Raw genomic sequence first — 14,944 nt, 5'->3', positions numbered from 1 at the left:
CGCCCTCATCCGGCGGCCTGCGGCCGCCACCTTCTCCCGCCGGGAGAAGTCGCGCGGAGACGTCGCTTCGCGACGCGACCTCGTGTCGACTCGACCGCGCCGCCGCCACCCCCTTCGGCGAAAGCTCTCCGCGATGCGGTGGGCCCGGGAACCGCTCGAATTTTCAGTGGTCCGGTGCAAAGGAGCGATTCGGGACGGCGCCGGCCGGCGGCCCGCATCCCGGCCTGTCTGTCGGAACCACGATGAGGCGCGGCGAGACGCCAGCGAGACGGGATGCGGACCGCCAGCCGGCGGAGAAGGCGTACTGAAACGTACGTCGAGCCGCCGGCTGGTAGCCCGCGCCCGTATTCGATGGATGTATCGTCCGCGCCGGCCAAAAAAAGAGGCGGGCCGGCTTTGGGTCCGGAGACACGAGGGGACGCCCTCCGGAGCCGGCCCGCCTTATCGGGATGCGGTCAGCCTCGCTGCACCTTCACCGCGAGGGGGCTCGTCACCGCGGCGACGACGAGCCGGAACTTGTACACCGAGAGCGTGTGCGAAGCCGTGCTCGAGCCGGCCGAGTTCCGGACGGTCAGCGTCACGACGTACGTCCCCGGCTTCGAGAACTTGTGCGACGGGCTCCGGAGCGTCGACGTGTTCGCGGCGCCCGATGCGGCGTCTCCGAAGCTCCACGACCAGGAAGTCGGAAACCCCGTCGACGTGTCGGTGAACTGCTCGGTCAGAGGCTTGCCCGCGTACGCCACCGTGAACGAGGCGACCGGCTTGACGGCCGTGGCCGCGTTCACCGTGACGGTGTTCGTCGTCGAAGCGCTGCCGGCGCCGTTGGCGGCCGTCAGGCGGACGGTGTAGGTGCCCGCGACCGTGTAGACGTGCGCGGGGTTCTTCGCCGTCGAGGTGTTCGACGTCGAGTACGCATCGCCGAAGTTCCACGACCAGGACGTCGGCGAGTTGAGCGTCGTGTCGGTGAACTGGACGGTCTGCCCGGTCGTCGCCGGGTTCGGCGTGATCGAGAAGTGCGGGTCGGGGAGCGCGGCCGCCGGCGCCGAGACCGTGACCGATCTCGACGTGGAGGCGCTTCCGGCGGCGTTGGAGGCCTTCAGCGTGACCGTGTACGTCCCGGCGGCGGCGTAGACGTGCGTGGGGCTCCGGGTCGACGACGTTCCTCCGTCGCCGAAGCTCCACGACCAGGAGGTGGGGGAGCCGGTCGACGTGTCGGTGAACTGGACCGACTGGTTCGGCGCCGGGACCGACGGGGAGAACGAGAAGCTCGGCACCGGAACCGCTGCGGTCGAGTTGACGGTGACCGTGTTCGTCGTCGAGGCGCTTCCGGAGCCGTTGGTCGCGGTCAGACGGACGGTGTAGGTGCCGGCCGCAGCGTAGGCGTGCGTCGGGTTCTGGACCGTCGACGTGTTCGCGGTCGACGCGCTGTCGCCGAAGTTCCAGCTCCACGAGGTCGGGGAGTTGAGCGACGCGTCGGTGAACTGGACGGTCTGGTTCGTCGCGGCGGGGTTCGGAGCGATCGAGAAGTGAGGATCCGGCGCCGCGCCGCTCGTGCCCGTCGAGGAGCCTTTCGGCAGGAGGACGAAGACGTTGAACTCGGGGCCCGAGGCGGGCGGCGTCGTCCAGCCGACGGGAGCGGCCGCGGTCAAGCCCGTCATCGGGAGCGAAAGCGGATTTCCGTCGTACGTGCCGGTCAGGACGGGCGCGCCGAACCAGTTCTGGGCGTTGCGCACCTCGTAGGTCTGGCCGACCGCCAGGACGCCGCTCACGTCGACGGGGACGGCGGCGGCGAGGCCCCAGTTGTAGACGGTGATGTTCGCGCGCCCCGCCTCGTATTTGTTGGGCCGGACGACGACCTTCGTGTCGGCGGGATCCGCGCTGTAGAAGGTGTTCGACGGGTATTGCGACGGGGTCCAGTTGACCAGCGAGGAGTAGATCGCGTTCCCCGTGAGCGTCGTGTTCGTGTTGGCGGAGTTCAGGTCGTATTCGCCGTTGCCGGAATAGTTCCCCGTCATCTGCGGATTCGAGGCGCCGATGCCGTACGGGTAGTACCCCATGTTCAGGTTGATCCCGTTGCCCCAGGCCGTGTAGTAGAGGTTGTTGTTGGCGACGACCGGGTTCTGCGCGACCACGCCTCCCCCGATGATGATGTTGTTGGCCGGGCTGTCGACGATCGACCCGTTGTTGAAGATCGTGTTCCCCTCGATGTCGAAGTTGTTGAGAGACGCGCTCTCCGAGCCGTAGCACTGGATGCCGTTCTGGAAGTTCTCGAAGATGACGTTGTCCTTGATCGACATCGTTCCGGTCAGGTTCTGCAGATACAGGCCGTGGCCGTGCCCGCGGTCGGGCGCGTTCCAGCCGTCGTAGTAAATGAGCGACCCGTAGAACTCGCTTCCGACCGCCTCCTTCCAGAGCCCCGCGTCCTGGATGTCGTGGACGATCAGGTTGATGAACTTCAGCCCCGCGCCGGTGCGCGAGGTTTGCTCGGTCGCGATGTTGCCGCGGCCGATGTCGGTCGGGTTCGAACCGGTCTGCGAGGACTGGCGGTTGGGATCGGAGCTCATGACCTCGAAGCCCCAGTACCAGGTGTACGAGCCCGAGACCATGAGGATCGACGTCCAGCCCGAGTTGCCTCCGTCGATCGTGGCGCGCTCGCCGGGATACTGCCGCACGACGATCGGCGCCGAGGAGGTCCCGTTGAGGTACGACGTGTACGTGCCGTGATAGACGCCGCCGCGAAGCCAGATCGTGTCGCCCGGTCCGGCGACCGTCTGGTTCAGGGCGGTCTGGAGGTCCCACGGGCTCGAAATCGAGCCGCTGCCGGAGGATGAGCCTCCCGGCGCCGCGTAGAAGTTCGTGGCGCGGGCCGCGGCCGCGGCCAGGACCAGGACGGCCGCGGCGAAGAGCCACCGCAGCGGAGCGCGCGAGGACGCGCCGCGGGAAAGGGCGAGAGCGGCGGGGCCGGTCTTCTCCCCGGGTCGGCGCGCGGATGCCGCGCGCGGGTACCGATGCGTGTTCATTGTTCCCCCTCGTGACTTGGTCGGTTGGTTCCGCTTCCTCGAACGGGGCGCCCAAAATCGTCCTGTTTGGAAGTGAGCTCACGGTAAAGGGGAGGCGGCCGGCGGGACTACTGGTCGAGGTGTCAAAAAAAGAACAGGAACCGCGCCGTCCGGCGGCCTGTCCGAAGGGGCAGGCACGGGTTTTGCGAACGCTCCGGGCACAGATGGATACGCGCTTCCTGCGGAAGGTTGCCCCCGCGCCGGGAAGCGGCTACGCTGCGATCGTGGGCAAAGCTTCCGACAAGAAGCCCATCACCGTCTGTCTTTTCTGGGTTCATCCTCTCGTTCGTTCCGAGTTCGAGCGGGCGCTCCCCGGACCGGGCTTCCGTCTGGAGGCCCTGCGGCTCGAGCCGAGGCTCGACGTGCGTCAGATCTCGGTTCCCCTGGCGGCGGTCTACGTCCTCGACGGCGCGTTCGCGCGCGTCGCGTCGGAGGCGCTGGTGGCCGCGGTCCTCGCCCGGAATCCGGCGGGGCGGCTGATCGTCGTGGCCGAATCCTTCGACGAGGCATCGTCGTTCCCGCTGCTGCGGCTGGGAGTGAAGGGGCTCCTCACCTACGGGGAGGTCGGCGAACGCCTGCCGGCGGCGCTCCAGGAGGTCGCCGAGGGGGGATTCTGGGTGCCGCGGGCGCTCCTGTCCCGTTTCGTCGACACGACGCTCTCGAATTCCTCCTCCCGCGCGCTTCCCGCCGCGGGCTTGACCCCGAGCGGCCTCACCCGACGGGAGCAGGAGGTCTTGAACGACCTGCTCGAGAATTTCTCCAACAAGGAGATCGCCAAGCGGCTCCGGATCTCCGAGAGGACCGCGAAGTTCCACGTGTCGAACGTGCTCGCCAAGTACGGCGTTCGACGCCGCGCCGACCTCATCCTCCTCTCCTTCACCGACGCCCGGCGCCCGTAGCGCTTACAGGCACGCGATGCCCGCATCCCGCCCGCCTTCGCCAAGGCTACGGCGGATCGAGGCAGCAAGGGTGCTTGCCGCTCAACGGATCAATCCGCCATAGCTCGCGAGAGCGACGGCGGACCGGGCTCGCGCCTCGACGCGCCTCGCCGTCGAATCGACTGAGATGGGCAGTCCCGTGATCCTCCTTGGGCTGGCGCGGCGACTTGTCCGCTCCGAATCCTTTGCGAAGGAAGGGCGAAGGTGGATGCATCGAGCCGGGGGTGGCAGGCGCGGCTCTCCTCCTTCGGTCCGGCGAACTTCGAAGGATTGCCTGCGAGATCTCCCGTAGCCTTGGCGAAGGCGGATGCATCGAGTCGGTCCGCCTCCGCTCGGCAAAGCTACGGCGCATCCCTCGCGACGACGCGCCGCCCGCTCGCCTGGAGTTTCTTCCGTCACGATTCGGCGCGTGCGCCCGCCGCCGGCCGAGCATCCACTGGCATGCGGTGTGCTTTCTCGACGTCGCGATGCCTCTTCTCAAACGCGAGCCCGACGTATTTCCGGAGACTCTTTTCGAGTCGGCAACGCGGGAGCCGTGGGTCGTCGCGCACGTCCGGAGCCGGCAGGAAAAGGTGCTCGCGCGCTTCCTTCCGCCGCTCGGGATTCCGTTCTACGCGCCGCAGCGCGAGAAGCGCACGCGGCGCAACGGGAGGAGCTTCGTCTCCTATCTCCCGCTTTTTCCGGGATACGTCTTCCTCCGGGCGGACGCTCCGAGCCGCGCGCTCGTGTGGCGAAGCAACGTGATCGTCCGGCTGATCGACGTCGCGAACCCGGGGATCCTCCAGGCGGAGCTCGAGCAGCTCTATCGCCTCCAGCGCTCCGGCGCGAGCCTCGCGCCGTGGCGCGCGCTCGACCCGGGTGAGGCCGTTCGGGTCGTGGAGGGCCCGTTCGAAGGCTATTTCGGCATCGTGGTCCGAGAGCGGGGCGCCGAACGGCTCCTGGTCTCGGTTTCTCTTCTGCGGAGGACGGTCGCCGTCGAGTTCGAGCGCGAGATGCTCGCGCCCGCCTCGCTCCATTCCGCTTCTCCGCCCGCGCCCGCGCCGGCCGCCTGAGCGGCCGCGGCGACGCGGAGATTTCGCGCACGCATCGGTGGGTACACCGAAAGGGGCAGAGCCTGCGCCTTTCGCCGAAAAAGGAGGAGAACCGTGTCCAGCATTCCCGTGGTCGACATCGAGCGTCCCGTCGAAACCGCCGTCGCGCGCGCGGAGCGCCTGCTCGCGCGGATCCGGTCCCGCCAGGCGCGCGTCGGCGTCGTCGGCCTGGGCTACGTGGGGCTTCCGCTCACCCTCGTCTTCAACGAGAAGGGATTCCCGGTCGTGGGGTTCGACCTCGACGCGGAGAAGGCGGCGGCGCTCTCGGGCGGCCGTTCCTACATCCGCCACATCGGAGCCGAGCGCGTGGCACGCGCGAACGCGACGGGCCGCTATCGAGCGACGTCGGACTTCCGCGGGATCGGGGAGTGCGACGCCGTGCTGATCTGCGTGCCGACGCCGCTCACCCCGCAGCGCGAGCCGGACATGACCTACGTCGTCGCGACCGCCCGCGAGATCGCGGAGTATCTCCGCGAAGGGCAGCTCGTCGTGCTCGAGTCGACGACGTATCCGGGGACGACCGACGAGCTGGTGCGCGGGATCCTCGAAGAGAAGTCCGGGCTCCGATGCGGGGAGGACTTCTTCCTCGCCTTCTCTCCCGAGCGAGAGGACCCGGGCAATCCGTCGTTTGCGACCGCGACGATCCCGAAGGTCGTCGGGGGAGTCGACGAGCGCTCCGGCGACCTCGCCCAGGCGCTGTACGACGAGGTGATCGACGCGCGGACGGTGCGCGTCTCGGGCGCGCGCGCGGCAGAGGCCACGAAGCTCGTCGAGAACATCTTCCGCGCGGTCAACATCGCGCTCGTCAACGAGCTGAAGATCGTCTTCGACCGCCTCGGAATCGACATCTGGGAGGTGCTCGACGCGGCATCGACGAAGCCCTTCGGCTTCATGCGGTTCAATCCGGGTCCCGGATGGGGCGGGCACTGCATTCCGCTCGACCCGTTCTACCTGGTCTGGAAAGCGCGGGAATACGGCATCACGCCGAAGTTCATCGAGCTCGCCGGCGAAGTGAACGTGCAGATGCCCCATTACGTCATCGAGAAGCTCCAGCTCGCCCTGAACGAGCGCGGAAAGCCGGTGCGCGGAAGCCGCGTGATGGTGATGGGCCTCGCGTACAAGAAGGACGTCGACGACGCGCGGGAGAGCCCCGCCTTCGAGTTCATCGACGGGCTCCTTCGGCTCGGCGCCGTCGTTTGCTACCACGACCCGCACGTCGCGAAGGCGCCGCGCATGCGGACGTGGCCCGACCTCCCCCCGATGCACTCCTGCTCGCTGACTCCGGAGACGCTCGCCGCGCAGGACGCCGTCGTGATCATCACCGATCACAGCGCGGTCGACTACGAGCTCGTCGCGCGGCACGCCCCGTTCGTCGTCGACACGCGGGGCATCTACCGCAACGGCCAGCCCAACGTCGTCGGCGCGTGAACGCCATGGAGCCGGACTTCGACCGCGAGCTCGTCCTCGTCACGGGAGGCGCCGGGTTCATCGGATCCCATCTGGTCGACGCGCTGCTGGCGCGCGGCGCCGAGGTTCGGGTTCTGGACAACCTCTCGACCGGCAGCCGCCGGAATCTGGCCCACTGCGCGCCGCGAATCGACTTTCGCCTCGGCGACATCCGGGACCCCGACGCCTGCCGGGAGGCGATGCGCGGCGCCTCGTGGGTGTTCCATCAGGCCGCCCTCGGCTCGGTTCCCCGTTCGCTCGAGGACCCGGGCTCCACGATCGACGTCAACGTCGCCGGCACCGCGCGGGTCTTCGCCGCCGCGCGCGATGCCGGCGTGCGCCGCGTCGTCTACGCGTCCTCGTCGAGCGTCTACGGCGACAGCGACCGGCTCCCGAAGCGCGAAGGGGAAGAGGGCAAACCGCTCTCGCCATACGCGCTCTCCAAGCAGATGGACGAGGAGCTCGCCGCGACCTTCCAGCGGTGCTTCGAAATCGAGATCGTCGGGCTGCGGTATTTCAACGTCTACGGCCCGCGGCAGAATCCGGAAGGGGCCTACGCCGCGGTGATCCCGCGTTTCTTCAAGGCGTACCTCGGAGGACAGGCGCCGGTGATCTACGGCGACGGCCTCCAGAGCCGCGATTTCACCTTCGTCGCCGACGCCGTCGCGGCGAACCTCCTCGCGGCCCGCGCCGACGCTTCCTGCTGCGGGCGCGCCTACAACGTGGCCGGGGGACGCCGCACGACGCTCCTCGAGCTCGCCCGGCTCGTCGGCGAGTCGGCCGGGACGCCGCGGGATCCCCGGCACGCGCCCGAGCGTCCCGGCGACGTCCGTCATTCGTTCGCCGACCTCACGCTTTCGCGCAGCGCTCTCGGATACTCGCCGGAATTCGAGCTCCCGGAGGGCCTCCCCCCGTCGCACCGCCATTATCTCGATTCGCTCGCGGCCTCGCTCCAGGCGGAGCCGGAGAAAGTCCCCGTCGCGCGTTGATGGATCCCCTCGGAGAACGGATGTCGTCGACTTTCGAATCGCTCCGATCTCTTCCCGCCCGGAAGGGATCGGCGCGCTCCCGGACGGGGAGAACCGCGCCGAAATCGACGCTGCTCCGGATCGAGGAGCAGGCGCGGCGCCGGCCCGGCGCGCCGGCTCTCTCCGACGGCCGGCGGCGTCTCGCGTTCGGGGAGCTCGACGCGCTCGCCGGCGCGTTCGCGGCCGAGCTCGCGGCGGCGGGCGCCGGTCCGGAGCTCCCGGTCGCCGTTTGCCTCGAGGACCCGATCGAAAGGACGGTCGCGTTCCTGGCCGCCTGGAAAGCCGGCGCGGCGTACGTGCCCCTCGACCCCGCCTCGCCGCGCGCGCGCCTTTCGTTCCTCGTCGCCGATTGCGGCGCGCCGCTCGTCGTCGCCGACGACGAGGCGGCGGGGCTCGCCGGATCCGCGCGGGTCCTCGCGCTCGACCTCGACGCGCTCCGTCCGGCCCGTCACGCCGGCCGACCGGGAAACGACGAGCTTCGGCGGCTCGCCTACGTGATCTACACGTCCGGGTCGACGGGCGACCCCAAGGGCGTCGAGATCGAGCACGGCAGCCTGGCCCACCTCGTCGCCTGGCACCGGCGCGCCTTCGGCGTCGGTCCCGCCGACCGCGCGTCGCAAATCGCCAACCCCGCCTTCGATGCCGCCGTCTGGGAGCTCTGGCCTTCGCTCGCCCTCGGCGCGAGCGTCCACTTTCCCTCCGGCGACATTCGCTCCGATCCGCCGCGGCTCCGCGACTGGATCGTCTCGGAGAGGATCACGGTCGCGTTCGCGCCGACCCCCGTCGCCGAGCGGCTCCTCGACGTCGAGTGGCCGGCCGGCGCGGCGCTGCGGCTGCTCCTGACGGGGGGCGACGTCCTCCGCCGGCGTCCGCCGGCCGGGCTCCCGTTCGGGCTCGTGAACAATTACGGTCCCACGGAGAACACGGTGGTCGCGACCTCGGCCGCCGTCGCTCCATCGAGCGACCGCGAGGGGCCGCCGTCGATCGGACGGCCGATCGACGGCGTCGAAGCGCTCGTGCTCGACGGGGCCCGCCGGTGCGCCGACGGGGAGCCGGGGGAGCTCTGCCTTTCCGGCGCCGGACTCGCGCGGGGCTACGTCGGCGGGCCGGACCGGCACCCGGGCGGATTCGCGGCGCATCCCTTCCGGCCCGGCGCCCCCCTCTACCGGACGGGCGACCGCGTGCGGCGCGCCGCGGACGGGGAGCTCGACTTCCTCGGCCGCCTCGACGACCAGGTCAAGATCCGCGGATTCCGCGTGGAGCCGGCCGAGGTCGAGCGCGCGATCGGACGCCACCCGGCGGTGCGGTCGAGCCTCGTCGTCGCGCGCGCCGACGGCGGAGAGAAGCGCCTGGTCGCTTATGTCGTCCCGGAACCGGGCGCGGCGGAGGCCGTCGACCTCCGCGCGTATCTGCGCGCCTCGCTTCCCGAGTTCATGATCCCGTCGGCATTCGTGCCGCTCGCGGAGCTCCCGCTGACCCCGCACGGGAAGGTCGACCGCGACGCCCTTCCGCCGCCCCCGCGGGAGACGCCGGGCGCCTCCGCCGGCCGCGGCCCGGAGTCTCCGGTCGAAGAGCGGGTCGCCGCGATCGCGGCGGACCTCCTGCGGCTCGACCGCGTCGGCGTCGACGAGAACTTCTTCGCGATCGGCGGACACTCCCTCCTCGGGACGCAGATGATCGCGCGCGTGCACGACGCCTTCGGGGTCGAGCTCGCGCTGCGGACGATCTTCGAGGCGCCCACGGTCGCGCGGCTCTCGGCGGAGATCGAGAGGCTCGTCCTCCGCCGCGTCGAGTCGATGAGCGAAGACGAGGCCCGGCGGCTCGCCGGCGCAGAGGAGCCGTCGTGACGACCCGCGCCGCCTCGCGCGCGGAGGCGGACCCGTCGCTGTCGCTCTTTCATCTCCTCGATCCGGAGGTGCTCGCCGACCCGTATCCCCTCTACGCGCGCCTGCGCGCGGAGGACCCGGTCCACTGGGACCCGTTCCTGCACGCGTGGATCGTCACGCGGTACTCGGACGTGCTCACGGTCCTCCACGACTACTCGGCCGACCGCACGCCGACGCCGGAGCAGCTGACGGCGATGGGCCTTTCGCATCTGACGCCGATCGCGAAGGTGATGGTCCGGCAGATGCTCTTCATGGACGCACCGGCCCACACGCGGCTGCGCGGCCTCGCCTCCGTCGCCTTCACGCCGAGGCGGATCGAGGTGCTCCGGGCGCACATCCAGGAAATCGCCGACCGGCTCCTCGACTCCGCCGTCCCGTCCGGCCGGATGGACCTGATGGCGCAGTTCGCCAACCCGCTTCCCGCGATCGTCACCGCGGAGATGCTCGGCGTGCCCGCCGAGGACCACGAGCGCCTGAAGCTCTGGTCCGCCGATTTCGCCGAGATGCTCGGCAACTTCCAGCACAACCCCGATCGCGTGCCGCGGGTCCTCCGAAGCGTCGAGGAGATGACCGAGTACTTCCGCGGCGCGATCGCGGACCAGCGGCGCACTCCCCGCGAGGGTCTCGTCCGGTCGCTCCTGACGGCGGAGGTCGACGGCGACCGCCTGAGCGAGGAAGAGGTGATCGCCAACTGCATCGTCACGATGGTCGGGGGCCAGGAGACGACGACGAACCTGATCGGCAACGGCGTGCTCACGCTGCTGCGCCACCCGCCGGAGCTCGAGCGCCTCCGCGAGGACCCTTCTCTGTCGGCGTCCGCCGTCGAGGAGCTCCTCCGGTACGAGAGTCCGAGCCAGCACACCGCGCGGATGGCGCCGTCGGACCGGGAGCTCGGCGGCCGGCCGATCCGGAAGCGGCAGGCGGTGATCGCGGTCATGGGAGCCGCCAACCGGGACCCGGAACGCTTCCCGGATCCCGATCGGCTCGATCTGTCGCGGCAGCCGAACCGCCACGTCGCGTTCGGCTGGGCGGCGCACTTCTGCTTCGGGGCGCCGCTCGCGCGCATGGAAGGGCAGATCGCCTTCGACACCCTTCTGCGCCGCCTGCCCGAGCTGCGACTCGCCCCCGGACCTCTCGAGTGGCGCGAGAACCTCGGTCTTCGCGGTCTGAAGTCGCTTCCCGTCTCCTTCCGAACTTCCGCCGCCGCGTGATGTCGACCCCGGCCCTCTCCGAAGCCAAACGGCGCCTCCTGGAGAGGTATCTCCGGGGCGAAGGCGCCCCCGGCCGCTCCTTTTCGCCCGCGCCGGCCCGCCCGGCGCGTCCCGCAGGGCTCGTGCCCGCGACCGCGGGGCAGCGGGAGATCTGGATGCACGAGCAGCTCGCCGGGCGTCCCGTCTACAACGAGTGCGCGACGATCCGCCGCTCCGGAGCGCTCGATCCCGAGGCTCTCGCACGCGCCCTCACGGAGACCGTTCGCCGTCACGAGTCGTGGCGGACCGGATTTTCCGTCGTGGACGGCCGCCTCGTGCAGCTCGTCGGCGCTCCCTTCACGGCGACGATCGGGCGGGACGATCTTCGCGGGCTTCCCCCGGACGAGCGCGAGGCGCGAGCCTTCGCGCTGGCCTCGGCCGACGCGGCGCGGCCGTTCGAGCTCACCGCGCCTCCCCTTTTCCGCGCGCGGCTCGTGCGGTTCGACGACGCCGACGACCGGCTGTTTCTCACGCTCCATCACCTGATCTTCGACACCGCCTCGCTCTTCGGGACCTTCTTTCCCGAGCTCGTCGCCCTTTACGAATCCTTCGCGGCGGGCGAGGCGTCGCGGCTCCCCGAACCGGCGGGCCAGTTCGCGGACTACGCGGCGTGGGAAGACGCGCGGCGGCTGCCTCCGGAGTCGATCGAGTTCTGGCGCCGCCGGCTCGCCGGTCTCCCTCCGGCGACCGTTCTTCCCGCGGATCGCGAGCGCTCCGCGGCCCTCGCCGGACGGGGCGGGGTGCGGCGCGTCGCGTTCCCGGCCGCGCTGCGCGACCGCGTGCATCGTCTCGCCGCCGAATGCGGAGCCACGCCGTTCGCGGTGCTCTTCGCGTCGATCGTGGCGCTGATCCGCCGCCACGTGGAGGAGGACGATCTCGTGCTCGGGTGCGTGTCGGCGGCGCGGCCGCGCGCGGAATTCGAACGGATTCTCGGATATTTCCTCAACCCCGTCGTCCTCCGAACCTCGACCGCGGGCGATCCGGCGTTTCGGGAGCTCGTGGGTCGCGCGCGCGACGAAATCCTTTCGGCGCTCTTCCATGGCGACGTTCCCCACGAGCGTCTCGCCGCGGCGCTCCCGGACCGCGGCGCCCCGCTCTTCCGGATCCTGGTCTCGTACGAGCCGCCCCGCGCGCCGGTTCCGTCGGGATGGGACCTCACGCTCTTCGACGCCTCCAACGGAAACGCGAAGTTCGATCTCTCCCTCGAGATCGAGAACCGGGCCAACGGGATCGTCGGCCGTTTCATCTACGACACCGACCTCTTCGACGACGACTCGATCGCCCTCCTCGAGAAGCACTGGCGCGCGCTGCTGGAATCCGCGCTCTCGCATCCCGATCGTCGTGTCTCGGATCTCGACCTGTGGGAGGACCCCGGCGCACAGCACGCCGCGATCGCGCCGGCTCCGGTCATGGCGCCCGCTCCCGTCGAGTTCGCCCGGCGCGCGGCCGAGCTTCCGTCGGCCGAGGCCCTGCGGTTCGGCCGCGAGACGACGCGCTACGGCGAGCTCGCGGCGAGAGTGGACGGCCTCGCGCGAGCCCTCGGCGCGCGCGGCATCGGCCGGGAGTCGCTCGTGGCGATCGCCCTGCCCCGGTCGGCGGAGCGCGTGGCGGCGATTCTCGCCGTCGCTCGCGCGGGAGCGGCGTGGCTTCCCGTGGGCTCCGACTGGCCTCCCGCGCGGGTCTCGGCGGTTCTCGCCGACAGCCGTCCGGCGCTCGTGATCGGAGATCGGACGACGCCTGACGGCGCCGTTGCGGCCGTGGCTCTCGCCGATCTCGCCGCGGAAGGAGGACAGGCATCCGTCTCGCCGGCCGACCCTCGGGCCGGCGATCTCGCGTACGTGCTCTATACGTCCGGGTCGACGGGCGCGCCGAAGGGAGTGATGGTCGAGCACCTTCCCCTCTCGAACCTTCTGTCGTGGAGCCAGCGCGCCTACCCGCTCGGTCCGGGCGACCGCGTGCTGCAGAAGGCGCCGCTCGAGTTCGACGCCTCCGTCTGGGAAATCTTCGCGCCGCTCGTCGCGGGCGCCGCGCTCGTCGTGGCGCCCCCCGGCGTCGAACGCGATCCGCACGCGCTCGTCCGCCTGCTGCGCGAGGAGAGGATCACGCACGTCAAGCTGGTCCCTTCGCTCCTTCGCATGCTCCTCGCGGTCCCGGAGCTCGGCGCGGCGTCGGAGCTCCGACACGTGTTCTGCGGAGGAGAGATCCTTCCGCCGGAGCTCGCCGACGACTTCTCCCGGCGCACCGGCGCACAGCTCCACAACCTGTACGGGCCGACGGAGACCTGCGTCGACGTGGCCGCGCACCGCTGCCGTCCGGGGGCAGCCCGGCGGCGCGTGCCGATGGGAAGGGCGATCGACAACGTTCGGCTCGTCGTTCTCGACCGGCGCGGCCGGAGGTCGCCGGCCGGAGTCGCCGGGGAGCTGCACGTCGGAGGGCTTGCGCTCGCCCGAGGATATCTGGGGCGCGAGGAGCTCACCCGGGAGCGCTTCGTCGCCGATCCTTTCGGCACCCCGGGCGGCCGGCTCTATCGCACGGGAGACCGCGTGCGGCGGCGGCCCGATGGAGATCTCGAGTTCCTCGGACGGTTCGACGAGCAGCGGAAGGTCCGGGGCGTCCGCGTGGAGCCCGGCGAGCTCGAGGCGGCTCTCCGGGCCCAACCGGAAGTCCTCGACGCGGCGGTCGTCGTCCGCGGCGACGAGCGCGCGCCGACGCTCGCCGCGTACGTCGCCTCTCCTTGCGCGGCGGGAGACGCGGGCCTGCGCCGCGAGCTCTCGCGGAGCCTCCGGGAACGGCTGGCGTCGATCCTGCCGCGCTCCTTCCTCCCCGATACGGTCACGGTCGTTCCGGCGCTGCCGCTGACCGCCTCGGGGAAAATCGACCGCGGCGCGCTTCCGCAGCCGGAGCGTGGCGCGCCGGAGGGCGCCTCGGCGCCCGAGTCTCCCGAGCACCGGCTGCTCGCCCGCATCTGGTCGGAAGTGCTCGGCGTGGAACCCGTCGGGATCCACGACAACCTGTTCGATCTCGGAGGCAATTCGCTGCTCGTCTTTCAGATCACCACGCGCGCGGCGCAGTCCGGGTACGCGATCACGCCCCGGCAGCTCTTCGACCACCCGACGATCGCCGAGCTCGCCGCCGCCGCCGGCACGCTCCCTGCTACGGAACCGAACGTGACCCTTCTCACCGCCTGACCCGGAGCCCTTCCATGAGCGCCATCGTCGACTCCGATCCGACGCCTTCGACCGCCCGCGACTCCGGGCGCGCGGAGGAGTTCTGGCGGTCGGCGTTTGCCGGAATGCCGGCGCCGACGGTCCTGCCGCTCCGGCACCCCGAACCGGCGGGGGCCGGGCGCGAGGAGCACGCCGCCGAGCTCTCTTGCGCGCGTTCGCGGGCGCTCGCGGGGTTTGCCGCCGAGACGGGCGTCTCGATCGCGACTCTGGCGCAGGGCGCCTGGGCGATCCTCCTCTCGCGCTATTCGGGCGCGGACGACGTCGTTTTCGCGGCTTGCGGCGGAATGCGCCGCTCCGCGGCGCCGGTGCTCCGCCGCGTCCGGGTCCCGGAGGGGGAGAGCGCGGGAAGCTGGCTCGCCGGCCTCCAGGCCGAGCGGGACCGCATCCGGCTCGCGCCGCCCGCCCCGTGGGGCGCGATCCTCCGGTGGGCGGGCTGGCCGCCGGCGGCGATCGAATCGCGGATCGAGCACCGCGAGTTCCCGCGCGACGGCGCGGAAGACACCGGCGAAGCACCCCCGCTTCTCCTCCGGATCGAGGTCAATCCGCGGCTCCGCGCGAGCCTCTCCTGGGAGGCGGCGCGCTACGAGCGGCCGGCCATGGAGAGGCTCCTCGCCGCCTTCGTCCGGGTGATGGAGCGGCTCGCCGCCGATCCCGACGCACCGGCCGGCGCGGTCGACCTGCTCGATCCCGAGGAGCGGCGCCGCGTCCTCGTCGAGTGGAACCGTACCGGTCGGGACTACCCGCGCGACGCGGCCGCGCACGAGCTGATCGAGCGCGCGACCGACCGCTCGCCCGGTGCCGAGGCGGTCGCGTGCGGTGCCGAGTCGCTGTCGTTTTCCGAGCTCGAGACGCGTGCCAACCGCCTCGCGCATCGGCTGCGCGCGGAGGGGGCGGCTCCCGACGTCCCGGTCGGCGTGGTCTTCGAGCGCTCGCCGGAGATGGTCGCCGCGATCCTCGGGATACTCAAATCGGGGGCGGCGTACCTTCCGCTCGATCCCGGCGCGCCGAAAGCGCGCCTC

9 protein-coding genes are annotated in these 14,944 nt (G+C 71.0%); 8 read left to right on the top strand and 1 reads right to left on the bottom strand.

Features of this window, described 5'->3' with window-relative positions:
• Nucleotides 1-455: 455 nt before the first annotated feature.
• The gene (locus VKH46_14665; GenBank protein ID HKB72086.1) at nt 456-3,020 is read right to left on the bottom strand and encodes a PKD domain-containing protein; all 2,565 of its coding nucleotides are present in this window, start codon (nt 3,018-3,020) and stop codon (nt 456-458) included.
• Between the two features lie 203 nt (nt 3,021-3,223).
• Between VKH46_14665 and VKH46_14660 the strand changes: the two genes are divergently transcribed.
• The 8 genes from VKH46_14660 to VKH46_14625 all read left to right on the top strand — a co-directional run.
• A complete protein-coding gene (locus VKH46_14660) occupies nt 3,224-3,958 on the top strand; it encodes a response regulator transcription factor (GenBank protein ID HKB72085.1) in 735 nt (244 codons plus the stop codon).
• Between the two features lie 506 nt (nt 3,959-4,464).
• Nucleotides 4,465-5,049, top strand: coding sequence for a transcription termination/antitermination NusG family protein (locus VKH46_14655; GenBank protein ID HKB72084.1), 585 nt, complete (start codon nt 4,465-4,467; stop codon nt 5,047-5,049).
• Nucleotides 5,050-5,151: 102 nt separating this feature from the next.
• Nucleotides 5,152-6,516, top strand: a complete 1,365-nt coding sequence (locus VKH46_14650) for a nucleotide sugar dehydrogenase (protein HKB72083.1) — start codon at nt 5,152-5,154, stop codon at nt 6,514-6,516.
• Between the two features lie 5 nt (nt 6,517-6,521).
• The gene (locus tag VKH46_14645; GenBank protein ID HKB72082.1) at nt 6,522-7,523 is read left to right on the top strand and encodes an SDR family oxidoreductase; all 1,002 of its coding nucleotides are present in this window, start codon (nt 6,522-6,524) and stop codon (nt 7,521-7,523) included.
• Between the two features lie 20 nt (nt 7,524-7,543).
• On the top strand, nt 7,544-9,409 hold the full coding sequence (locus VKH46_14640; protein ID HKB72081.1) for a non-ribosomal peptide synthetase: 1,866 nt from the start codon (nt 7,544-7,546) through the stop codon (nt 9,407-9,409).
• Complete coding sequence (locus VKH46_14635; protein ID HKB72080.1) at nt 9,406-10,659, top strand: cytochrome P450; 1,254 nt, start codon at nt 9,406-9,408, stop codon at nt 10,657-10,659. The genes VKH46_14640 and VKH46_14635 overlap by 4 nt, the downstream gene beginning before the upstream one ends.
• Nucleotides 10,659-13,886 (top strand): amino acid adenylation domain-containing protein, encoded by a 3,228-nt coding sequence (locus tag VKH46_14630; GenBank protein HKB72079.1) that lies wholly within the window; start codon nt 10,659-10,661, stop codon nt 13,884-13,886. The genes VKH46_14635 and VKH46_14630 overlap by 1 nt, the downstream gene beginning before the upstream one ends.
• A 14-nt stretch (nt 13,887-13,900) precedes the next feature.
• On the top strand, nt 13,901-14,944 hold a 1,044-nt coding region (locus VKH46_14625; protein ID HKB72078.1), incomplete at its 3' end, for an AMP-binding protein.

This window comes from Thermoanaerobaculia bacterium, from assembly GCA_035260525.1.
Classification (GTDB): domain Bacteria; phylum Acidobacteriota; class Thermoanaerobaculia; order UBA5066; family DATFVB01; genus DATFVB01.
Note: the sequence above shows the minus strand (reverse complement) of the source record. Positions and strands in the feature narration are given on the sequence as shown.